The sequence below is a fragment of the Bacillus sp. EKM208B genome (assembly GCF_011800725.1).
In the GTDB taxonomy this organism is placed as follows: domain Bacteria; phylum Bacillota; class Bacilli; order Bacillales; family Bacillaceae; genus Bacillus; species Bacillus velezensis.
This window is the reverse complement of the sequence record NZ_JAANHO010000010.1, coordinates 113,094-135,580: the sequence shown is the minus strand read 5'-3', so window position 1 is coordinate 135,580 and position 22,487 is coordinate 113,094. Positions and strand designations below refer to the sequence as shown.

General features: G+C 46.0%; 25 protein-coding genes and 3 pseudogenes. 16 read left to right on the top strand and 12 right to left on the bottom strand.

Annotated elements, in window-relative coordinates; genetic code table 11:
* Positions 1-100: 100 nt before the first annotated feature.
* From G9F75_RS16995 to G9F75_RS16980, 4 genes are all read right to left on the bottom strand, one after another.
* Positions 101-658, bottom strand: coding sequence for a hypothetical protein (locus G9F75_RS16995; protein WP_072177797.1), 558 nt, complete (start codon positions 656-658; stop codon positions 101-103).
* A gap of 96 nt (positions 659-754) precedes the next feature.
* The gene (locus G9F75_RS16990) at positions 755-1,039 is read right to left on the bottom strand and encodes a hypothetical protein (RefSeq protein ID WP_014720743.1); all 285 of its coding nucleotides are present in this window, start codon (positions 1,037-1,039) and stop codon (positions 755-757) included.
* A gap of 515 nt (positions 1,040-1,554) precedes the next feature.
* Entirely contained in the window at positions 1,555-1,821 is a 267-nt protein-coding gene (locus G9F75_RS16985) for a hypothetical protein (protein ID WP_014416946.1), read from the bottom strand.
* 105 nt (positions 1,822-1,926) lie between these two features.
* Positions 1,927-3,204: an Nramp family divalent metal transporter gene (locus tag G9F75_RS16980; protein ID WP_088056325.1), complete on the bottom strand. Its 1,278-nt coding sequence runs from the start codon at positions 3,202-3,204 to the stop codon at positions 1,927-1,929.
* 657 nt (positions 3,205-3,861) lie between these two features.
* Between G9F75_RS16980 and G9F75_RS16975 the strand changes: the two genes are divergently transcribed.
* Complete coding sequence (locus G9F75_RS16975; protein WP_007410203.1) at positions 3,862-4,215, top strand: hypothetical protein; 354 nt, start codon at positions 3,862-3,864, stop codon at positions 4,213-4,215.
* A 58-nt stretch (positions 4,216-4,273) separates the two neighbouring features.
* Here the strand turns inward: G9F75_RS16975 and G9F75_RS16970 are convergent.
* The 3 genes and pseudogenes from G9F75_RS16970 to G9F75_RS16960 all read right to left on the bottom strand — a co-directional run.
* Positions 4,274-4,489: pseudogene (locus G9F75_RS16970) on the bottom strand (DUF2188 domain-containing protein); the annotation flags it as partial.
* 57 nt (positions 4,490-4,546) lie between these two features.
* A complete protein-coding gene (locus G9F75_RS16965) occupies positions 4,547-4,954 on the bottom strand; it encodes a DUF5360 family protein (protein WP_029974088.1) in 408 nt (135 codons plus the stop codon).
* A complete protein-coding gene (locus G9F75_RS16960; protein WP_017419236.1) occupies positions 4,951-5,316 on the bottom strand; it encodes a DMT family transporter in 366 nt (121 codons plus the stop codon). The genes G9F75_RS16965 and G9F75_RS16960 overlap by 4 nt, the downstream gene beginning before the upstream one ends.
* 166 nt (positions 5,317-5,482) lie before the next feature.
* Here G9F75_RS16960 and G9F75_RS16955 point away from each other — a divergent pair, with 166 nt between their 5' ends.
* From G9F75_RS16955 to G9F75_RS16940, 4 genes and pseudogenes are all read left to right on the top strand, one after another.
* Positions 5,483-6,289: an EcsC family protein gene (locus G9F75_RS16955; protein ID WP_014416951.1), complete on the top strand. Its 807-nt coding sequence runs from the start codon at positions 5,483-5,485 to the stop codon at positions 6,287-6,289.
* A 100-nt stretch (positions 6,290-6,389) separates the two neighbouring features.
* A pseudogene (gene gsiB / locus G9F75_RS16950) lies at positions 6,390-6,695 on the top strand (glucose starvation-inducible protein GsiB); the annotation flags it as partial.
* Between the two features lie 139 nt (positions 6,696-6,834).
* Positions 6,835-7,176, top strand: a complete 342-nt coding sequence (locus G9F75_RS16945; RefSeq protein WP_014416952.1) for a cupin domain-containing protein — start codon at positions 6,835-6,837, stop codon at positions 7,174-7,176.
* Positions 7,170-7,528, top strand: a pseudogene (locus tag G9F75_RS16940) (DUF4937 domain-containing protein). Before G9F75_RS16945 ends, G9F75_RS16940 begins: the two are co-directional and overlap by 7 nt.
* A 36-nt stretch (positions 7,529-7,564) precedes the next feature.
* Here the strand turns inward: G9F75_RS16940 and G9F75_RS16935 are convergent.
* Complete coding sequence (locus G9F75_RS16935; protein WP_065180970.1) at positions 7,565-8,386, bottom strand: manganese catalase; 822 nt, start codon at positions 8,384-8,386, stop codon at positions 7,565-7,567.
* 83 nt (positions 8,387-8,469) lie between these two features.
* Positions 8,470-9,522, bottom strand: a complete 1,053-nt coding sequence (locus G9F75_RS16930; RefSeq protein ID WP_021495085.1) for a TRAP transporter substrate-binding protein — start codon at positions 9,520-9,522, stop codon at positions 8,470-8,472.
* 80 nt (positions 9,523-9,602) lie between these two features.
* On the opposite strand from G9F75_RS16930, the gene G9F75_RS16925 reads away from it, so the two are divergent.
* The 8 genes from G9F75_RS16925 (at position 9,603) to G9F75_RS16890 (ending at position 17,949) form a co-directional block, all read left to right on the top strand.
* Positions 9,603-11,225, top strand: a complete 1,623-nt coding sequence (locus tag G9F75_RS16925; protein WP_021495084.1) for a two-component system sensor histidine kinase DctS — start codon at positions 9,603-9,605, stop codon at positions 11,223-11,225.
* The gene (locus G9F75_RS16920) at positions 11,200-11,871 is read left to right on the top strand and encodes a two-component system response regulator DctR (RefSeq protein ID WP_003156219.1); all 672 of its coding nucleotides are present in this window, start codon (positions 11,200-11,202) and stop codon (positions 11,869-11,871) included. The genes G9F75_RS16925 and G9F75_RS16920 overlap by 26 nt, the downstream gene beginning before the upstream one ends.
* 108 nt (positions 11,872-11,979) lie before the next feature.
* Positions 11,980-13,236, top strand: coding sequence for a C4-dicarboxylate transporter DctP (gene dctP, locus G9F75_RS16915; RefSeq protein ID WP_012116859.1), 1,257 nt, complete (start codon positions 11,980-11,982; stop codon positions 13,234-13,236).
* Positions 13,237-13,421: 185 nt separating this feature from the next.
* Complete coding sequence (locus G9F75_RS16910) at positions 13,422-14,471, top strand: AI-2E family transporter (protein ID WP_007410215.1); 1,050 nt, start codon at positions 13,422-13,424, stop codon at positions 14,469-14,471.
* A gap of 101 nt (positions 14,472-14,572) precedes the next feature.
* Complete coding sequence (locus G9F75_RS16905) at positions 14,573-15,499, top strand: ABC transporter ATP-binding protein (RefSeq protein ID WP_022552628.1); 927 nt, start codon at positions 14,573-14,575, stop codon at positions 15,497-15,499.
* Positions 15,492-16,259, top strand: coding sequence for an ABC transporter permease (locus G9F75_RS16900; protein WP_007410217.1), 768 nt, complete (start codon positions 15,492-15,494; stop codon positions 16,257-16,259). Before G9F75_RS16905 ends, G9F75_RS16900 begins: the two co-directional genes overlap by 8 nt.
* A 94-nt stretch (positions 16,260-16,353) precedes the next feature.
* On the top strand, positions 16,354-16,689 hold the full coding sequence (locus G9F75_RS16895) for a hypothetical protein (protein ID WP_007410218.1): 336 nt from the start codon (positions 16,354-16,356) through the stop codon (positions 16,687-16,689).
* Between the two features lie 114 nt (positions 16,690-16,803).
* A complete protein-coding gene (locus tag G9F75_RS16890; RefSeq protein WP_167409252.1) occupies positions 16,804-17,949 on the top strand; it encodes an acyl-CoA dehydrogenase family protein in 1,146 nt (381 codons plus the stop codon).
* 25 nt (positions 17,950-17,974) lie between these two features.
* On the opposite strand, the gene fbpB is transcribed toward G9F75_RS16890, so the two are convergent.
* Positions 17,975-18,121, bottom strand: a complete 147-nt coding sequence (gene fbpB, locus G9F75_RS16885; RefSeq protein ID WP_003156206.1) for a Fur-regulated basic protein FbpB — start codon at positions 18,119-18,121, stop codon at positions 17,975-17,977.
* The gene (locus G9F75_RS16880; protein WP_003156203.1) at positions 18,108-18,287 is read right to left on the bottom strand and encodes a Fur-regulated basic protein FbpA; all 180 of its coding nucleotides are present in this window, start codon (positions 18,285-18,287) and stop codon (positions 18,108-18,110) included. The genes fbpB and G9F75_RS16880 overlap by 14 nt, the downstream gene beginning before the upstream one ends.
* A gap of 216 nt (positions 18,288-18,503) precedes the next feature.
* Here G9F75_RS16880 and G9F75_RS16875 point away from each other — a divergent pair, with 216 nt between their 5' ends.
* Positions 18,504-19,397 (top strand): cation diffusion facilitator family transporter, encoded by an 894-nt coding sequence (locus G9F75_RS16875; protein WP_022552630.1) that lies wholly within the window; start codon positions 18,504-18,506, stop codon positions 19,395-19,397.
* On the opposite strand, the gene G9F75_RS16870 is transcribed toward G9F75_RS16875, so the two are convergent.
* Positions 19,394-19,711: a thioredoxin family protein gene (locus G9F75_RS16870; RefSeq protein ID WP_003156200.1), complete on the bottom strand. Its 318-nt coding sequence runs from the start codon at positions 19,709-19,711 to the stop codon at positions 19,394-19,396. The genes G9F75_RS16875 and G9F75_RS16870 overlap by 4 nt on opposite strands.
* A gap of 153 nt (positions 19,712-19,864) precedes the next feature.
* On the opposite strand from G9F75_RS16870, the gene G9F75_RS16865 reads away from it, so the two are divergent.
* Both G9F75_RS16865 and G9F75_RS16860 read left to right on the top strand, forming a co-directional pair.
* Positions 19,865-20,950 carry a D-alanine--D-alanine ligase gene (locus tag G9F75_RS16865; protein WP_167409251.1) on the top strand — a complete coding sequence of 362 codons (1,086 nt, stop codon included), beginning with the start codon at positions 19,865-19,867 and terminating at the stop codon, positions 20,948-20,950.
* 76 nt (positions 20,951-21,026) lie between these two features.
* Positions 21,027-22,397, top strand: a complete 1,371-nt coding sequence (locus G9F75_RS16860) for a UDP-N-acetylmuramoyl-tripeptide--D-alanyl-D-alanine ligase (protein ID WP_029974097.1) — start codon at positions 21,027-21,029, stop codon at positions 22,395-22,397.
* Positions 22,398-22,487 lie beyond the last annotated feature (90 nt).

The following is a 22,487-nucleotide window of genomic DNA, read 5'->3' as shown; positions in this document are numbered from 1 at the left end:
TCTAATTTCGGCTAACAATCATCCGTTTTCAAACTTGAAGGTGTTTTTTGTTTGTCTCATCTTATGGGGTCAGTCCCTAAATTGCCTGCTTTTCTTTTTATTAGCCTAATTTCTCTTTTGTGATCTTATCCAAATTAGTGAAAAGGATATCCAATCCCGAAAATAAGAAAGTGATGAACAATGAAAGAAGAATTTCTCCACCTTGAAATATAGATATGTTCTCAATGATATGATTGGAAACGTATTGAATTGAGAAGTAAACAGCAGCCCATGCAAAAATGAATTCAAGGATATAGGCTGACCAAGCAGGCAATGTCAACACATGAGTCATTCCTTTTACAATTGCCGTAAGGATAAGCATATAAACTAAAGCTAAAATACTTACGACGACAGAAAATATGTATAAGTCTGAAAGTGAACCATATATGATATATTCTCCGAAAAAATGATTTACAGTTATAGCTACAAAATAAATAACTAGGCTAGGTACAGTTATAGCGAAGAACAGGGAGAATCCAATAAGTATGATGAATGCTGCATGAGCTAAGCGGTTTGGCGGTGTATCCACGATCTCTTTTTTTAATAGAATCATAAAAATAAGAGATGAAATCACAAGGCAGCATAAGAAAGTGAGCAAAACAGTAAAAAAGACAGTCATGTGACATCTCCAATGAAAAAGTGCTATTAGAGTGAATCTAACAGCACTTTGCATTTACTTCATACGTATTTTCCTGACGATCATTTATGAATGATTTTAAAATGCTTTCATTGCTAAAGTTGTCAAATGAGCGAGGTTTTTAGCCTGACTGTCAGAAAGTCCGGACTTTTTAAGTGAAAGATAAAGATTCTTTTCCACGTCAGTCCAGCTTAAGGCGACATACTCGTTCAGCATTTTCTTTAAAACCGGTTCTATGTGTTGATTGAAAACGGATTCGAGTTCATTTCTTATTTTCTTTCCTGCTAATTTTTCAACAAGATTGAATAATTTTGTTTTATTTTTCAGCACTTCTCTGATTACATCTTTGACTGGTTTTGACACAGATGCATCGCTTTGTGCTTTAAGTCCGTAGGAAAATTGCGTATCAGTCTGATAAAAAAATGATTTGGTCGTTCCAGTGGCATTGGCAGTATTATTATGATTTTCTTTAGCTAAGGATGCGGGGACAAAAGTAGTAGTTACAAGGGCTAAAGATGCGGCAAACAGAATGCCTTTAGCTGCGTGTCTAATGGGAAATCCTCCTTTAGAAATGTAGTGTAGAGAGAAATGAAAGTCTATGTATTTAGGCGGGACCGATATGATCCGCTTTGAACATTTCCCCTCTCAGATACCATTCTATCAATAGGTATTTTTGGGGTAAATAGGATTTTCATACAGTATTTTTCTTATAATTCAAAATCTTCTTTAGCAGGATTCATTTTGGCTGCAGTTTCGATGATGGGACATGGGCTGAAGCCTATATAACACATGTACAGGCTGATTGAGGCGGAATCACATTATCGGAGCGGTTTATAATTCAGGGTTAATGAATAAAAATAAACAGGCGGCATGCCTGTTTATTTTCGTTTGCGTGAAAGAGCGAAGAAAAACGGGAAGGCGGAGCCGGCCAATAACGTACCGAATAAAAACATGCCCCCGATGAACACATGATAGTTCACCCCGCCGATCCAAAGCCCCGTGATTAAGGAAACGATGCTTAATGCGATCATCAAAAAGCCGGGAATCAGACGTTTCTTACCCGTTGTCCGATAAGCAAAAAGAGAACAGAAGATGCCGATGACAATCGGCACAATCCACAGATAAAAAAGGATAAATACTGACATAAGCAAAACTCCGATTTTTCTTCTATCATACCAAAAACGCCCGGAAAAAGATACGAACGGCACCCGGCGCCAAAAGAAAAACCGGCCGCTATGGCCGGTTTTTTTCTAACGGAAGGAATCGTAGATCACAAACAGATTAAGCGCGATCACCAAAACCGCAATCAGCCAGGCGAGAGCCGTCACCCATTTTCGGTTCGTCAGGGCGCCCATCAGGCGTTTGTTGCTTGTAAACATAATCAGCGGCACGAGCGCAAAGGCGATGCCGAATGAAAGAACGACCTGGCTCCATACGAGCGCTTCTGTGGCGTTGACCCCCGAGATAATGATGATCATCGGCGGAATGATGGTAATGAAACGCCGCAAATAAAGCGGGATACGGTAACGGATGAAGCCCTGCATGATAATATCGCCTGACAATGTGCCGACAGAAGAGCTTGAAAGCCCTGCGGCCAGCAGCCCGATCCCGAAGAGAATGGCTGAAGCCGGTCCGATATAGTGGCCGAATTGCTGATAAGCCACGTCTAAATCTTCTACATACAGCCCGTTCTTGAAGAAAAGCGCGGCAGCGACGATGAGCATGCTTGCGTTAATCGCCCCGGCGATCACCATCGCGATAAGTATGTCAATCGTCTCGAATCTAAAAATCTTTTTCCGCTCACTATCCGTTTTTCCGACGACACGGCGCTGTGTCAGTGCGGAATGTAAGTAAATGGCATGCGGCATCACGGTTGCGCCGAGTATCCCGGTTGCCAAGAGCACACTGTCCATTCCGTCAATTTTCGGGATAAACAGCCCTTCGAGAACGGAGGCAGCATCAGGTTTGGCAAAGAAGGTTTGCAGAGCGAAGGCGATCACCACGACAAACAGAAGTCCGGCGATGCCCGCTTCCAGCGCCCGGTAACCCCTGCGCTGCAGCTCTAAAATCGCGAATGATCCGATCGCCGCGATAATGGCCGCTTCAACCATCGGTATGCCGAACAGCAGGTTGAGCCCGAGCGCCGCCCCGATAAATTCTGCCAGATCAGTTGCCATAATCACCAGTTCACCCTGTATCCACAGCCCGGCGGATACCCATTTCGGATACCGGTCTCTGGCGATTTCCGGAAGGTTTTTACCCGTGGCAATGCCGAGCTTCGCGGAAAGAACTTGAATTAAAAAAGCCATCAAGTTTGAAAAGAGGATGACCCACAGCAGCATATACCCATATTTCGAACCAGCTGAGATATTCGTAGCGAAGTTTCCCGGGTCAATGTAGGCAATCGCCGCGATAAAGGCGGGGCCTAAAAAAGGCAGAAGCCGCTTGAATCCCTTGCTTTTGCCGTCAAGTGCATCCTGCACGGCTTTTGATTGCAGTGATTGTGCTGAGATGTCTTTGCTCATTATGTCTCACCTAAATTCCGATAGATTTTTAGCTAAATAACAAAAAGTTTCCTAGATGCAAATTATTTTATCTACATCATAAATCCGCTATTATGAGATGTCAAGTTCTTTATGTTCAATAAACCGGTACATTGATGCCCTGTTTTATCTATGATATGTATCCCGCCGAAGAAAGGTCCGAAAATGAAAACGGCATCGTTCCGGGAAAGAAGCGATGCCGTTCGCAAAGCGTGTTTCCGCGTCCGATCATGCGCGGATGCGTGGAGCGTTTTTTTAAAAAGGTGAAAAGAGGACACTTGCCCATATCACTTCACAACTTTCTGTCCGGTGCAACTGATCCTGAGAAAAAGACGCTGTATTTCCTCCGTTTTCCCGGGTAAATAGAATAATAATGTTTCTTTCCATTGGAAGATAAAACCTTTCTGTACCATTCAAATGACCTCCGGAAAAACTCCGGCCGCTCTGAATAAACGTTTGAATCAACGATATATCAGTGATTCCAGTCCAATAAACCGCTGTTATCTATCAATTAAAGAATCGGCATGGCCACTTGCGAAGAAAAGAAGTTGGAGCATTAGACTTATTTCAGTCTCCCGGGCAAAAAAGTATAATAACGTCAGGAAAGCTTTCCAGCCATATGATAAAAGAGGGGGAATTTTCTTGGTACGTCGTTTGTCGATCATTTCTTTAGCCATGATTTTTGCTGTTTCTTTATTCGCTTTTGGCGGCTCTGCATCAGCAGCAGCTTTCAAACCTAAAGCTGAACCGGACGTTTCCATTTTAGCCAGCGGGGGTACAGTCGGTATTTACGGTGCTAATATGCGCTCATGCTCTAAGGTCAGCTGTTCAACGATCACAACATTCTCAAGCGGTAAAAAAATTACAGGTTCTTGGGTAACCGGAGAATATGTTCAAGGCCACTACACTAATTCTAATAAATGGCTGAAAGTCACGTATGCAGGAGCGACAGGCTACGTTTCAGTCACCACACTATCTTATTATTACGGTTTATAATCAGAAAAACCTCGTTCTCTTGAGAGCGGGGTTTTTCCTTTATTCCGATTCAATTTCCGCGTTTCGTTTCATCATCGTGTTTCATCAGCTGATCGATTTCTTCCTTAGAAGCGTTTTTTTTCCACTCTTTCGCCTGACTTGTCGCAATGGGAATGGCCCGTCCTTCTTCATAACCCTCATCTATCATCGCATTCGCGATTTCGATCGCTTTTTTCTTCACAGGTTCCTCGAGATTCTTCAATGATTGCGGATAATCCTTCATAGACCAAGGCATGTCTATCACTCCTTTATGAAAAGTGTTTCCCGCCTGAAGAAAAAGAAAACCGCCTTATCAAAAAGAATGACAGCTATTTTTATGAGAGACCAGCAATTTCCGAATAAAATATAAAGGATAAAGAAGCAAGTACAGATTGAATGCCCACCACATAAAATCAAAATCGCCGATAAATACCCAAAAGGCAATCGCTTGCAGGCCTGAACAAAAGGTCAGCACAAGTGATATTAATGTGAAAGAGCGCCATAATGCATGTTTCCGTTTATAAAGAAACAAGCTGTACAGCCCGGTTATCGAAATGAAAATATCTAAGGGAAAGAATGACCAGTTCCAGGCCATGATCATGGCGTTATCATAATCTTTAAACACCATGTTTTTTGGAATCCACTCAAAAAAAGTAACAATCCAATAAACGATAAATCCAATATCTGTAATGAGGAAGAGAACCTTTAACCCTTTCATCATCTGTTTCTATCCGTATGAACGCTGATGCCGTTTGATGACGTTTCACTTTCAGAAATAAAGTTTAAGGAAACGACACCGATGATGATCAGAAGAACAGAGACAGCTTTTATGACAGAGAACTGTTCATGAAAGAAAAAAATTCCGATCATGGAAATCAGCACGATCCCCATTCCCGACCAGACCGCATACGCGATGGAGACACTTATATATTTCAAAGTCAAAGTAAGAAAACAAAGGCTGCCGATATAAAACAATAATAATAAAATACTTGGGACAAGTTTTGTAAATCCATTTGATAATTTCATGCTGACCGTACCCAATACTTCAAAAATGATCGCTAAACTTAAATAAATCCATTGCATTCAACATTCTCCTTCAATCGTATTATTCAGAATTATACAATATATAGAATTTGAAGGAAATTAAACAATGAAATGTTTTCCGGATAAAAAATCCGGCCGGGTGTAAAAAGAAAACGCCATAAAGGTATACTATGAACAAAGAAATCAGAAAGGACGTGCAGGACGGGTGACAGAAGAGCGGACAGACCTGGAAAGACAACTGAGAGACATTCAAAAATGGGAAAAGGCGCAGCAGAGGGTGATGTTCTGGCAAACATTCACCCGCTTGCCGTTTCAGCTTTTGGACAAGCTGACACCGCAATTTATTCAGAGGAAAATCGGACTCATTCTCGATGAAACGGGAACGTTTATTCAGTCAGGCGGACAGTACCTTACATCAGAAAAGCGCATCATGAAAAAGTTTCAAAAACGGCTGCCGCACGGTACATGTCAAACGCTTCACGACATCCGCAATGCGCCGCTTGCCGTCATGGACGAAATCGCAGAAGCCATAGCGCGTACAAGCGTAAAGGCCGCGACGGTGCAGGGGGCCGCAACGGGAGTCGGCGGCGTATTCACGCTGGCGGCAGACATTCCGGCGATGCTCGGCCTGTCCTTAAAGACGCTGCAGGATATCGCGGTTGCTTACGGCTTTGATCCGAAAGACAAAAAAGAACGCGTGTTTATCGTCAAATTGCTTCAGCTTGCATCCAGTGACGTCATCGGAAAAAAAGCGATCCTGCAAGATTTACGGCAATATGATCAAAACGACCGCGTCTATCAGCGCGTCGCCTCGCAAATCCAAGGCTGGCGGGAAGTCGTTTACAGCTACCGCGATACGTTCGCCGCGAAAAAACTGCTGCAAATGGTTCCGGCCGCAGGCATCATCTTCGGCGCGTCCGCCAACCGTTCAGCTTTAGAAAGCATCGCGGAAACAGGCATCATGCTTTATAAAAAACGCCGGATTCTAAAACGCATGAAGGATACAGAATAATAAAAAACCACCCGAAAACACATTCAATGTGTTTTCTTTGTTTAGCAGTTCTGAAATCGGGAAACCAACAACCAACACCAATTAAAGGAGGAATTCAAAAATGGCACAAGATAATAACAAAATGAGCAGAGAAGAAGCAGGTAAAAAAGGCGGAGAAGCGACAAGCAATAACCATGACAAAGAATTCTATCAGGAAATTGGTCAAAAAGGCGGAGAAGCCACAAGCAAAAATCACGACAAAGAATTCTATCAGGAAATCGGTGAAAAAGGCGGAGAAGCCACTAGCAATAACCATGACAAGGAATTCTATCAAGAAATCGGCCAAAAAGGCGGAGAAGCCACTAGCAAAAATCATGACAAAGATTTTTATAAAGAAATCGGCCAAAAAGGCGGAAACAGACGAAGCAGCTAATAAAAGCATAAAGGCAGAGAACCTGCAGATCAAAAGCGATCCGGCGCATCAGCTGGATCGCTTTTTATTTTGGGAAAATCTTGATCTGAGCCGCCGTTGCGATACAATTAAATGAAAAAGGGGTTTTTCACTCGTGTCTGACATGCTGAATTTGCTCGCTATCGCCAATAAAGTCAAAGAAAAACACGACAATTTTTCAATCGCGGAGATCAATGACCACTGTGTGCGCCTCGCAGTGTTTACGGGAGAATATGACTGGCACCATCACCCTGACTCAGATGAATGGTTCATCGTTCTGGAAGGGGAGCTGCTGATTGATTTTAAGGACAAAGAAACCGCAGTGCTCAAAGCAAATGACAGCCTGCTCATCCCGAAAGGCACGATTCACCGCACCCGCTCTTACGTCAGAACCGTCAATCTCTGTGTCGAGTATACGCATGCGAAAACAGTCATCACAGAGGGACTGCCATGCTGATCAAAAAGATTGTATGTGAAACAGACGCTGCAAACGCTGAAGCATTTGCGCAAGCACAGTCACAGTGGGCGCATTATCACGTGTAAATGGCTTCGTCAAACAGGCCGGCGGCTGGCGGAAAAACGCAGACGGCCTGTTCATCGCAGAGATCATCAGCGTTTGGGAGAACAGACAGGCCTATGATGATTTTATGGAGAACGAACATGACCGCATATACGAAGAAAACGAGCAGAAGGCTGCGATTCTTTCAATAGAAGTGATGCTGTACGAGGAGGATGAACCTTTCATTCATGAGCTGTTACATCATCCGGACATTCAATACGAACCGGACTGGACGGTTCTGAAGGCATAATGAAAGCCCAAAACAGTTTGTTTTGGGCTTGTGTCTTTACTCGCGTCCGGGAAGCGTGTTGTGGACATACGGCGGGACGGGATCCAGCTTAGCTATTTCGCCGTGCGCTTTCGGTTCTTTTTCGTATTCGAATGGTTCTCCGTCCGGCGCTGTTTCCTTCAGCCAATTTTGTTCAGCGCTTTGTCCGCCATCTGAGAAATGAATAAGCTTATGGGAGAATGACTGTTTTTCCAGCGCCTTCGGGAATGTGGAAGGAACGATCGGACCTTCCTGTTCTTCTAATTCTTTAATGGCCGCAAGCCATTGGTTTTGATGCATGGTATCGCGGGCCAATAAAAAGCTGAGCATATCTTTCACGCCTTTATCATCGGTCATTTCATACAGGCGTGCGACTTGAAGCCTTCCTTGTGATTCGGCGTTCAGATTGGCGCGGAAGTCTGCCAGAAGGTTTCCGCTTGCGACGATATAGCCTGCGCTCCACGGAACGCCCGTGCTGCTCTCCGGCATTGCGCCGAGTCCTGACACGATCGCATGATGCGGATTCATGCCGCCTAAAATGGACCCGATGACCGGATCATCAGCCGCTTTTTCCTGCTCTGCCAGCGGGGCGTCTTCTAACAGTCTCGCAATCATCGTCGCGATCATTTCGACATGGCCGATTTCTTCCGTCGCGGTATCCATCAGAAGATCCTTATATTTTTCATTGCCCCGTGTATTCCATCCTTGGAACAAATATTGCATGGCGACGGATATTTCCCCGTATTGTCCCCCTAAAATTTCCTGCATCTTTTTTGCGAACAGCGGATCAGGACGATCCGGTTTAGCCGGATGCTGCAGTTTTTTCGTATGTGTAAACATGTCTCCATCTCCTTTTTTGATCTGTCCCTATTTACTTCCCCGGCGGGAAAAGGGATGAAACGGAGATGGGCGTATTGGTCCTGCTAAGGCTCGCGGCGCAAGGATAACAAATCCTGCACAAGCCCGCGGCCGATCACCTGTTCATATTGTTCGTAAATCGGGTCGAGGCGTTTCATCCATGTGTTCTTTTCCGCTTTGCTCAGCACATGAATATGAATGGATGAATTCTTCTTTATCTCTTCAAGCTGGTCTTTATTCATTTTCTCAGCGGAGGCTTCGTTCCACTCCGTCGTTTCTCGCATCGCCTCCGTTAAGATGGTTCTCGTTTTTTCTGTCTGCGAATTCCAGAAATGCTCGTCGGTCATCACGGCATAACCGAGGTACCCGTGATTGCTGATTGTCAAATAATCTTGAACATTATAAAATTTTTTAGAATAGATATTTGAAATCGTATTTTCTTCTCCGTCTACGAGATTGCTTTCCAAGAGCTGAAACGTGGAATTAAAGGAATCCTGCCGCGGGTGCGCGCCGAGCAGACGGTACTGGTCTTCGATCACGCTGCTCGGCATGATCCTGAGCGCCTGTCCTTTCAAATCGTCCGGAGTGAAGATCGGCCCTTTATTTGACGTGAGCTGCTTAAACCCGTTCGTCCAGTACGCCAGTCCTTTCAAATGATGCTTTTCTAATGAAGCGAACAGGCGTGTGCCGATTTTGCCGTTGAGGCCTTCTTGCACGGCTTTATAGTTTGTAAACGCGTACGGCAGATCCAAAACACCCCATTCGGGAGACAGTGATCCGAGCTTTGAGGTGGAGGGAGCGATGAATTGCACGTCCCCGTTTTGGAGGGCGTTTATTTCTTCATTATCTGAATAGAGGCTCCCGTTTGGAAACACCTCTACTTTAATGGTGCCGCCGGACTTTTGATAGACAAGGTCCGCAAACTTATTCGCTGCCCGCCCTTTAGGCGTGTTCTCAGCAACGACATGGCTGAATTTGAAAACGATTTGATCTTTCAGGCCTTCCTGTTCGTCATCATAATACGGTTCTTCCGTTGAGAAACGATCATGAAAGCCGATGAATAAAGCGGTTCCGATACCGAGTACCATCAGGCTGAGACAAGTCAGCAAGCTTTTCATCGAAAACCCCCTCCGCCATTTTCTATAACAAGCATAATCGGGCGGGCCGTTTTCGTAAAGAGACGGAAAGGAAGAGGCCAATGACGAAAAAAAAGCTCACCATCCGCTGGAAAATCACCATACTTTCGTATATCGTCGTGCTTTTTACCTTTTTGATCGTCGGCATCGTGCTGATCGGCAATATTCAGCATACAGAGGAGCGCGAGCTGAAAAAACGGCTGATGAATACCGCGCGGACGGTATCTGAGATGACCGATGTCAAACGCGCCCTCGAGCAGAAAAAACAAAGGGAAGACGTGCGCCATGCGGTCGAAGAAATAAGGATCATCAATGAAGCGGACTACATCGTCGTCATGGATATGGATCATATCCGCTATTCACATCCCGTCAGCACAATGATCGGAAAGCGTTCAAGGGGTGAGGACGAAGCCGCGGCGTTCGCCGAGCACATTTATTTTTCCGAAGCAAAGGGAGAGATCGGCACCGCCGTTCGCGCTTTTTATCCCATCAAAGACCGGGATTTGAATCAGATCGGCGTCGTTCTGGCCGGTAAAACGCTGCCCGGATTCGGTGAAATTCTTCTTCAGCTGAAACATGAAATACTGTTTATCGTTCTGCTGGCGCTAGGGTTCGGACTGGCCGGCTCCTTTTTGCTGGCCCGCCACATCAAAAAACAGATGTTTTGGCTGGAGCCCCATGAGATCGTGAGAATGTATGAGGAACGGACCGCTACGTTTCATTCGATGAATGAGGGCGTCATCGCGATCGATAATCAGCATCACATCACCATTTTTAATGAAAAAGCGAAGCAGATATTCAATGTAAGACAAGAGACCGATGGCAGGCTGATCTGGGACGTGTTAAAAGATTCGCGGCTCCCTGAGATCGTCGAGCGGAACCGAGCCGTATATAATGAAGAAATCCAAGTCAGCGGAAAGGTGATCATGAGCAGCAGAATTCCGATCGTCATGAAAAAGAAGGTCATCGGAGCCGTCGCCATTTTTCAGGACAGGACGGAAGCGGCGAAAATGGCGGAAGAACTGACAGGTGTGAAAAATTTTGTCGATGCGCTCAGAGTCCAAAATCATGAACATATGAACAAGCTTCACACCATCGCGGGACTCATTCAGCTCGGAAAATCAGAAAAAGCGCTCCAGCTTGCTTTTAAGGAATCATCAGAACAAGAAAGCGTCACCGATTTTCTTCATCAGGCCATTCAGAATGACGCTGCGGCGGGGCTGCTGTTAAGCAAAATCAAAAGAGGAAAAGAGCTTGGCATTTCTGTGAAAATTGATGAAAACAGCAGTTTCTCGGCATTTCCGGAGCATGTCGACCAGCATGACATTGTCGTCCTGCTCGGCAATTTAATTGAAAATGCGTTCGGCGCATTCGAAACAGCGGACACGGAGGACAAACATATTGACATCAGTATCGAGCAAAATGATGAAGTGCTTGCTATATTAATAGAAGACAACGGAAGCGGGATTTCCGATCAGCACATCCCGCGCCTTTATGAAAAAGGGTTTACCGTCAATAAAACGGGAGGAACGGGATACGGCTTGTACCTCGTCAAACAAATCGTCGACAAAGGGATGGGCGTTATTGAAGTCGACACACGGCAGGGACAGGGAACGGCATTTTCTATTTTATTTCCGATGAAGGGGGAGGAATCATTCGATGGACATCAAGGTGCTGCTTATTGAAGATGATCCGATGGTGCAGGAGGTGAATAAAGAATTTATCACCGGTGTTTCGGGGTTCAGCGTCATCGCCACAGCCGCTGACGGAGACGAGGGAATCAGGCTTATTAAAGATCTGCGGCCCGGGCTCGTGGTATTAGACGTATATATGCCGAAAAAAGACGGAATTAAAACGCTCCAGGAAATCAGAAAACAAAAGCTCGAAGTGGACGTCATCATTGTCTCGGCCGCAAAAGACAAAGAAACAATCCAGCTTATGCTGCAAAACGGTGCGGCCGACTATATTTTGAAGCCGTTTAAGCTGGAGCGGATGAGACAGGCGCTCGAAAACTATAAACAATATAAGCGGAAAATTGAAGAGCATGACACCATGTCGCAAGAGCAGCTTGACATGCTGCTTAAAATTCCGCAAAATCCGTCCCGGGATCTGCCGAAGGGGTTAAATCATTTTACGATGAATGAAATTTTGACCTATATGAAACAGCAGACGGAGCCGCTTTCAGCTGAAGAAGCCGCCAAAGCGCTCGGAATCGCCAGGGTGACGGCGCGGCGTTATCTTGATTTTCTTGAGAAGGACGGCCAGATTAAGCTCGATATTCAATACGGGGGAGTGGGCCGGCCGGTTAACCGCTACAAATTCGTCCGCTAGCCGAGACCAAAAAGACCAAAATGTCCGTTATGATCATAAGCTTCCCCTCTCTGTTTGAAAACGCTATCATTTTCATATAGACGCAGCGAGAGGCAAGGGGGAGTAGGGATGAAAATTTTTAAAAATCTTACGGTGCAGGTCATCACGGCGGTGATCATCGGCGTCATTGTCGGACTCGTTTGGCCTGAGGCCGGGAAGCAGATGAAGCCGCTCGGCGATACATTTATCAATGCGGTAAAAATGATTATCGCACCGATCATATTCCTGACGATCGTGCTTGGCATCGCCAAGATGGGAGACATGAAAAAAGTCGGCAAAGTCGGGGGAAAAGCATTTATTTATTTTGAAGTCGTGACCACCATCGCCCTTATTATCGGACTTCTGGTCGTCAATATCATGAAACCCGGTGAGGGGCTTGATTACAGCAAGCTTGAAAAAGGGGATGTCTCTCAGTATACGCAAAACGGGGGACAGGGGATTGACTGGATTGAATTTATCACTCACATCGTTCCGTCAAATATGGTTGACGCTTTCGCAAAAGGCGACATTCTTCAGGTCTTATTCTTTTCTGTTTTATTCGGTGTCGGCTTGGCGGCGCTCGGTGAAAGAGGCAAAAGCATTATTGATTTCTTTGATAAACTGTCGCATGTTTTTTTCAAAATCATCGGCTACATCATGCGCGCGGCGCCGATCGGCGCATTCGGGGCCATGGCCTATACGATCGGGCACTTCGGCCTTGATTCCATCAAGCCGCTGGCGAGTCTGATGCTGTCTGTGTACGTTACGATGTTCCTGTTTGTATTTGTCGCTTTGAATATCATTTGCAAACTATTCGGTTTCAGCTTGTGGAACTATCTCCGTTTTATTAAAGATGAACTGCTCATCGTTCTCGGCACAAGCTCTTCTGAGTCCGTCCTTCCGCGGATGATGGATAAAATGGAGCGCTACGGCTGTTCCAAATCGGTTGTCGGCCTTGTCATTCCGACGGGATATTCTTTTAACCTGGACGGCACCTCGATTTATCTTTCCATGGCGACGGTTTTTCTGGCGCAGGTGTTCGGCGTTGACCTTACCATCGGCCAGCAGGTTACGATCATTCTCGTGCTGATGCTGACATCAAAAGGCGCGGCGGGCGTAACCGGAAGCGGATTTATCGTGCTCGCCTCCACTTTATCGGCGCTTCAGGTTATTCCGCTGGAGGGGCTGGCGCTGCTCCTCGGCGTCGACCGCTTTATGAGTGAAGGAAGGGCGATCGTCAACCTGATCGGAAACGGAATCGCCACCATCATCGTAGCCAAGAGCGAAAATGAGTTTGACGAAGCGAAAAGCACACAGGCCGTAAAAGAAATGAAAACGGCGGTATAAAAGGAAAGGAACGGCATGCATCGGGCATGCCGTTCTTTTTTTCGGCCGCCATGAGTAAAAAAGATAAATTTGTTTAAATTTATTAGGAGGTGGACAAAGACCTTAGCGTCATTTTGTTATATAATTTACAATTAGAGAGTGAAAGATGAAATCTAAGGGCTTTTTGTCCTAGCAGGAGTGTATAAATGGCGGCTATTTTTAAATTTTTTCAGCATCCGGGTGTCAGACGTTTTTCGGTTTTTCTTGTTTTGACTGGGGTGTTAGTTGTATTCCGAAGTATGATTAATTTGATTTTGCTTACGTTTATTTTTACTTTTCTGATGGATCGGCTGGAGACTGTCATCCGGCACGTGTTGAACCATTTTTTCCGGATCAGCCAGAGGGTGGTCATCACCGTTTTATATATTGCGCTGGCTGTCGGGGCGACTGTCGGAGGCTTTGTCTTTTACCCGATTGTTGCCAAGCAGATTGAACAGCTGATTAAGCAGATCAAGCACATCGCGTATCATCCCGATGTCATTCCGTTTTATGATGAGATATCGAGCGTGTTCGGCGATATCAATATCGGTTCCTATGTAAAAGAAGGTTTTAATGTACTGTATACATACTTGGCCGATATCAGCACTTTCGGTTTGCAGGTCGTGATGTCACTGATTCTCAGCATGTTTTTCCTGTTCGAGAAAAAGCGGCTCACGGAGTTTATGAAAAAATTTCAGCACAGCAAGCTGTCTGTTTTTTACTACGAACTTGCTTATTTCGGCAGCAAGTTTGCGAGAACATTCGGCAAAGTGCTTGAAGCCCAATTTATTATTGCGCTGGTGAACTGTATCCTCACCTTGATCGCATTGGCGATTCTGCATTTTCCGCAGCTGTTCGGCCTGTCAATCATGGTCTTTTTCCTCGGGCTCATTCCCGTGGCGGGTGTGGTGATTTCGCTCATTCCGCTCAGCATCATCGCGTATACGACGGGCGGCGCAGCGTATGTCATCTACATCGTGCTGGTCATTTTCGTCATCCATGCGATTGAGACGTACTTCCTTAATCCGAAACTGATGTCAGCGAAAACGGAACTGCCGATCTTTTTTACCTTTACGGTTCTGATTTTCTCGGAACATTTCTTCGGCATTTGGGGCTTGATTATCGGAATTCCGATTTTTGTGTTCCTGCTTGATATTCTGGATGTCGTCAATAATGAAGAGAAGGAAAAAAACGGACCGGTCCCGGATAAGACATAACGTCGGCTCCGGCTCTTCACGAATATATGACTAATGTTATAATGCAGACAGTGCCTAAGTACGGGCACTGTTTATTTTTTGTAAAAAAGGAGGAAGGCTGTATGACTGAGCCGATTTTACATATTGAAGGCCTTGACAAAACAATAGGCAAGAAGCACATTTTAAAAAACATCAGCATGGATGTCAGGCAGGGCGAGATCATCGGTTTGCTCGGTCCGAACGGGTCGGGGAAAACCACACTTATCCGAATCATCGTCGGTCTTTTAAAGAAAAACAGCGGCACGATTACAATTAACGGCTTTCAGCACGATGCTGATTTCGAAAAAGCGCTTGAATCCGTCGGAGCGATCGTGGAAAATCCTGAATTCTACCCGTACCTGACGGGGTGGGAAAATCTGAAGCACTTTGCCAACATGCACAAAAACATCAAAGAGGACAGGCTTCAGGAAGTCATCGAGCGTGTCGGGCTCACCCACGCCGTTCATGACAAAGTTAAAACGTATTCCCTTGGTATGCGTCAGCGTCTCGGGATTGCACAGGCCATTCTTCACCGTCCGAATCTGCTCATTTTAGATGAACCGACAAACGGGCTTGATCCCGGCGGAATGAAGGATTTCCGCGATCACTTAAAGGAACTCGCGGAGCTTGAAGGGACGAGCATCCTTTTTGCGACGCATTTATTGCGTGAAGTGGAGGACCTTTGCGACCGTGTCATCATCATTCAAAAAGGTGAGATCAAAACAGAGGTTGTTCTGCGCGGCGCTGAGGAAAAAGAAGAAAAAGCCGTCCTCGACATTCAGCCGGCTGACGAAGCATTCGAATGGCTGTCCCAACAGCAATTTGCTCCGGAGAAAAACGGCGGGGGCATTACCGTCACCGTAGCGAAGAAGGACATCCCGGCATTAAACCGTGCGCTCGTCGGACAAGACTTTCTCGTGTATTCCATCATGCCGTATGCGGAATCGCTGGAGGATGAATTCATGAAAGTGACGACGGCGCTTCAAGAGGAGGGGGAGACGAATGTTTAAATTGACAGCGAATGAGCATATGAAACTCTTTAACCGAAAAGTCTCATTAGTGGCGCTGATTCTGATGGCCGTTCTCCAATTTATTATGGCGCTTGTCATTAAACGGCTTGTCATCAGTTCCGGAACGGATGAGAATTTCATCGGCTATATGGCGTACGCGCCCGGGCTGAATATTCTGCTTGAGGCATTAACGATCGTGATCGCGGCAACGATCATTTCCGCTGAATTTGATAAGAAAACGATCAAATTTCTGTTAATCCGCCCGGTAAAGCGGGAGCGGATTTTTGTATCTAAACTCATTACCGTATTTTTGGTCAGCTTGTACCTGTATGCGGCGTACTATATTCTGTCTCTGCTGTTCGGCATGGCTTTCTTCGGCGTGTCGGTGACATCTGAATCAGGGACGCTTCTGATGAACACCCTGAAAGTAATCGGCACGAACTGGGTCGAGGCGTTTGCGATGGCATGCTTTGGCTTGTTGTGTTCTTCTGTATTCCGAAACAGCGCAACGGCCGTCATTTTGTCATTTATCGTGCTGTACGGCGCAAAATCACTCGTGACGATTATGTCGCTCTTCCAAAACAAATGGGGAAGTTTTCTGCTGTTCGCAAATACTGACCTGACGCAATATATGAGCGGGGCGAAACCGCTGTTTGCGGGAATGACGCCGTTATTTTCCGCAGGCATTATCATTATCCATATCGTATTCTTCTTAGCCGTCGCTTGGTGGAGCTTTTGCAAACGCGATGTTCGGGTATAAAGTAAAGGAATGACATTTTTGTGAAAAAGATCACGATAAATCAATAATTTATGCTATTTTGATTTATAATAAAGGTAATGACGGAGGTGCTCACTTGAGAAATTTTATTACCGCATTACCGATTGTGTTATTGCTTGGTTTTTCCTTTGTGTCATTCATGTTCCAATTCGAACATCTTGTTTATTTCAGGCTTGCGCTGGGTTTGTTTTCTACAGTGGGGCTGTTTCTCTTATATAAAATGAAGTCGGGATTCCGTTATTTCATCATCTACCTGTATGCAAGCTGGATCGTGCTTGCGGCGGTTACCGCGTTTGAAGAGCCGATTTTTTCAAGCTTTTTCTTTGGCGGGCTTGTGATGACGATGGGTTATCTCACATATATGCTGATTTATCTCGGGCTCAAGCAGGACCGCGGCCCGGAAGCAGTCTGAACGCGCTATTCCATGGAATAGCGTGTTTTTTTGTACAGCCTCACAGTTGCGAAACGAGACTTGAATCTCTATAATACTTATTAACTTTATCGGAATTATAATGGGGGGATTCCAGTGTCTTTATGGATACAGAATGAACGGCAGAGGGAATGGGTGGAAAAAATCGGCCTGCTTGCAGACGAATTTCAAAAAACAGCCGCGCTTGATGATGAGGCGGGCCGTTTTCCCGCGGAGAAAATTCAAAGACTGCGCGACGCGGGATATACGGCGTTAACGGTACCTGAGGCATTCGGCGGTGCAGGCATTTCCGTTTATGATATGGTGCTGTTTCAGGAACGGCTGGCGCGGGGAGACGCGGCCGTTGCTCTCGGAATCGGCTGGCATTTATCCGTCATGGGTGAGCTCGGAGAAGGAAACAGCTGGGATGAAGGTGTCTTTTCATTTATCACAGAAGAGGTGAAAAAGGGAGCTGTCCTGAACAGGGCAGCGACGGAACGGCAGACCGGCAGTCCGACGAGGGGAGGAAGACCCGGCACCTCCGCTGTCAAAAAAGACGGAAAATGGGTGCTGAACGGCCGAAAAACCTTTACAACCCTTTCGCTGACTTTGGATTATATGCTTGTGACGGCATGGATTGAAGAAAAACAAACGACCGGTGTTTTTCTCATTCATAAAGATCAGGCAGGCGTTTCAGTCGAAGAAACATGGGATATGATTGCCATGAAGGCGACCGGAAGCCATGATCTCCTTTTAGATCATGTCACGGTCAGTGATGAGCGGCTTGTGGAGCTTATCAGCGGGCCGAGAGCGGCGAAAGTGAATGGCTGGCTGCTTCACATTCCCGCTGCTTATCTGGGTATCGCTCAAGCGGCAAGGGACTATGCCGTCCAGTTTGCATCCGAATATTCGCCGAACAGCCTGAACGGACCAATTAAAGACGTGCCGGCCGTTCAGCAGCGTGTCGGGGAAATGGAGCTTGAATTGTTAAAAGCGAGACAGTTTCTCTTCACGGCGGCGCAAATGTATGATGACCCGAAACGCCGCCCTTTCATCAAAAGCGAGCTCGGCGCCGCAAAACATATTGTGACAAATGCCGTCCTTTCTGTTGTTGATAAAGCAATGAGAATCACCGGCGCAAAAAGCCTGGAGCGAAATAATCCGCTTCAGCGGTATTATCGGGATGCCCGGGCCGGCCTTCACAATCCGCCGATGGACGATGCGGTCATCGGCAAATTAGCGGCGGAAGCCTTTGAGCAATAAAAAAAGAGCCTGAAAAAGGCTCTTTTTATGTATGGCTGTTGTGCCGGAGCAGTTTTTGATGCTTGCGGTCAATTCTGTCATAGATCACATTCATCAGCTTTTGATTATTCATAATGGCCGCCTTGTTTTCTTTTATCAGCTGTTCGTATGTTTTTATTTTACGTTTCGCCATGAGCCCGCACCTTCCTAACATATTTGTATTCGCTTTCTAATTCTCCGAGCGATAATTCATATAAATGCCGTTCCGACTTTTTGTATATTCCGTTATTGATCAGCAAATGGATCAGATGTTTTTTTCGTCCTTCAACTGATGATCTGAGCTGAGGAGAAGACCTCATGATTACCCTCCTAATCAAATGATATTGAGAATCATTATCAGTTAATGAAAGTATACAATGGGCATATTCATATGTAAAGGAAAAATACCGCCAATTTTTCGACAAAAAGTTTCCCGGGGAATAATGCTGTCGAATTGATTGCGTTTCTGTCAGATCAAAGCTGCTATTTTTCCGCTTTTCCATCCATACTATGAATGAGAATGGAGGAGTCCTTACATGAATGATCAAACGGCAAACTTAAAACGGGGCGAAAAAGGCGCGATTCTTAATATCGCCGCGTACCTCATCCTTGCCGCCGTCAAACTGGTGATCGGTCTTATTTATCATTCCGAAGCGCTCAGAGCGGACGGGTTAAATAATGCCACGGATATTGTCGCATCACTGGCTGTGCTGATCGGGCTCCGGATTTCCCAGCGACCCGCGGACAGTGATCATGCTTACGGACATTATCGGGCTGAAACAATTTCTTCATTAATTGCGTCTTTTATTATGATGGCGGTCGGTATTGAAGTGCTGATCGGAGGGGCAAAGGCGATTGTCAGCGGAACGAAGGCCGAGCCGAGCTTCATTGCGGCATGGACGGCGCTCGGGAGCGCGATTGTAATGTACGGCATGTATGTATATAACAGCCGACTTGCGGATCGGGTTAAAAGTTCTGCGCTTCATGCGGCGGCGAAAGACAGCCGTTCTGACGCCTATGTCAGTATTGGGGCGTTTATAGGCGTCTTAACGGCCCGGCTTCATCTGCCGTGGATTGATCCGGTCATTGCTTTTCTGATCGGAATCATCATCTGTAAGACGGCATGGGACATCTTCAAAGATGCATCCCACTCATTGACGGACGGATTTGATCTGAAAGATTTGGAGCCGTATAAACACACAGTGAAAGAAATAAAAGAGGTCAGCAGGCTGAAGGATGTGAAAGCAAGGTATTTGGGGAGCACGGTTCATGTGGAAATGGTCATTACGGTAGATCCGGGACTGTCTGTGAAAGAAGGCCACGAAGTAGCCGATGAGGTCGAATATGCAATAAAACATGAACATGATGTGACTCATGTCCATGTTCATGTAGAGCCTGAAGTCATAAACAAAGATCGTGAAACGAATTAAATATGCTGTGATAAAAATTCTGTGACTTCTTCGGGCGTTTTCGCGTTTGCGCTGTGAAGATGCGCTTTCTTTTCGCCGTTTTTAAAGATCAGAAGGCTCGGTATGCCCATTACCTGATATTTGTCGGCAAGCTCAGGGAGCTCGTCTCTGTTCAGCTCATACCAATCATTTTGATTATATTCTTCCAAAATATCGCCGATGAACATATTCATGCGCGTGCAGTCAGGGCACCAGTCAGCGAAAAATTTCACGATGATTTCCTTGTCGGATTGAATAAGTTCATTAAATTGTTCTGTTGTACTGATTTTTTTCATATGACACATCTCCTTTTCCATGCCATTTTAATATAAAATAAAAAGGAATTACATACAAATGCTTTCATATTCAGAATGCCCAAAAATAATTAGATCATTTTCTGAGGAAAGTGATAAGATAGTAAAGATGAATTGTTGTGGGGGGAATATCCATTGAAAACAAGTCTAGGATTGGTGTACGGCGGAAAGTCAGCCGAACACAATGTATCGCTGCAGACAGCATTAGCTGTAACAAAAGCGCTTAATACTGAGAAGTTTGATATACATCCGATTTACATCACTGAAAAAGGAGAATGGCAAAGAGGCCCGCTGCTGACTGAGCCGGTTTCCAACGTGAAAATGCTTCAGCTGGAACAAAACGGTGAAAGTTTCGCTCTATCAGCATTGAACCGGGAAATGTTTCCTGAAGCGTCGCCTGACGAAAAGGCGCCGATCGATGTCGTATTTCCGCTTCTGCACGGACCGAACGGTGAAGACGGCACCATTCAGGGGCTGCTGGAATTACTGAACGTTCCTTATGTCGGCAACGGGGTGCTTGCATCATCAGCCGGCATGGATAAAATCATCATGAAGCATTTGTTCGCTCAAGCGGGGCTTCCGCAGGCGAAGTACGCCGCTTTCTTAAAAAAGGACTGGAAACAGACGCCGGACAGCTGCTTACAGCAGGTTGAAGAGGAGCTGGGATATCCGTGCTTCGTCAAACCGGCGAACCTCGGATCAAGCGTCGGAATCAGCAAATGCCGAAACCGTGAAGAGCTTGAAAAAGCCTTCGAACTGGCTTTTGAGTATGACCGGAAAATTGTGGTGGAAGAAGGAATCGCCGGAAGAGAAATCGAAATCGGCGTACTCGGAAATGACGAACCGAAATGCTCCGCCGTCGGTGAAATCGCGCCGAAAACCGACTTTTACGATTACAAGGCGAAATATGAAGACGGCGACACGGATTTAATGATTCCCGCGCAAGTGACGGATGAACAATATACGGAAATCAGCGAGATGGCGATTAAAGCCTTCAAAGCGATTGACGGATCAGGCCTTGTCCGCGCCGATTTCTTCCTGACCAATGACGGTCAAGTGCTCATTAACGAAGTGAACACAATGCCGGGCTTTACGCCATTCAGCATGTTCCCGCTGCTTTGGAAAGAAGCAGGCGTAGATTACAGTGATCTGATCGAACAGCTGGTTGAGCTGGCAAAAGAACGCCATGCCGAAAAACAGCTGATTAAACATACATTTTAATGAAGACGGACACTGCCTGAAGGGGCAGTGTCTTTTCCCGTAACAGACAACATTTTCAGAAAGCGAGGTGCCACCTTTGATAAAGCGAACTGTAAAGCGAATCGCAGACATGGTCAAAGGCACACTGACAAATCCCGTATTTGAACAAACAATGATTGAGGGCGCCGCAACCGATACGCGGACTTTGGAAAAAAATCAGCTGTTCATTCCTTTAAAAGGCGAGCATTTTAACGGCCACACCTTTGTGCCGCAAGCATTCGAAAAAGGCGTTTCCGCGGTGTTGTGGGACCGCTCTGAACCGAATCCGCCGGAAGAGCGTGCTGTCATCCTGGTCGATGACACGCTGGAGGCGCTGCAAACATTGGCAAAAGCTTATTTGAAAGAGCTCGGCACACGGGTTATCGGGGTGACCGGGAGCAACGGTAAAACGACAACGAAAGACATGCTTCACGCCGTTCTCGGCACTCAGTACCGCGTTCACAAAACCGCCGGCAATTTCAACAACCATATCGGCCTGCCGCTGACCGTGCTTGCCATGCCTGAAGATACAGAAATCGCCGTTTTAGAAATGGGAATGAGCGCGAGGGGCGAAATTGATTTTCTGAGCCGTCTTGCTGAACCGGAAGCGGCCGTCATTACCAATATCGGCGAATCCCACATGCAGGATTTAGGCTCAAGAGAAGGAATTGCGGAGGCGAAACTTGAAATTATAAACGGACTTCGGGAAGACGGCGTTCTGTTTTATTTCGGGGATGAGCCGCTGCTTCGCGAAAAGACGTACACTTGCCGGACAACGACATACGGCGCAGGCGCGGACAATGATCTCCGCCTGAAAGAAATAAAACAGGCGGAAGAAGGCACGTACTTCAATATCGACGGAATCGGCCGTTCTTTCTTTATTCCCGTTCTCGGCAGACATAATGTCATGAATGCCATGGCCGCATACGCCGCCGGCATCTATTTCGGCATTACGCCGGAAAATGCGGCTCTGGGACTGAGCCGCCTGAAGGTGACGGGGATGAGATTGGAACTGGTCAAAACGGACAACGGCATCTCGATCGTAAACGACGCATATAATGCGAGCCCGACGTCAATGAAAGCGGCGGTCGAATTAATCGAAACGATGAAAGGCTATCGGAAGAAAATGCTCGTGCTCGGTGATATGCTTGAACTTGGTGATGAAGAAAAAGCATTCCACGAAGAATGCGGAGCTGCGATCAATCCGGCGGAAATCGACCATGTATTTACTTACGGCACACTCGGCGCATTCATCGCTGACGGAGCGCGCCGGCGTTTTGAAGAAGGGCGCGTCAGCCATTATCTTGACAAAAAAGAACTGCTTCACGCCATACAGGAAATGGCCGCTTCCGGCGATCTCCTTCTGTTTAAAGCATCGAGAGGTATGAAGCTCGAAGAAATCGTTAAAGATTTATTAGAGAAGCACTGAAAAAATAATGATCAGCATCATAAAAATATACAAAAATGAAGAAACTAATTCAGGGTGAAATAATTCTGTCCGTATGAAAAAGAAAGACCG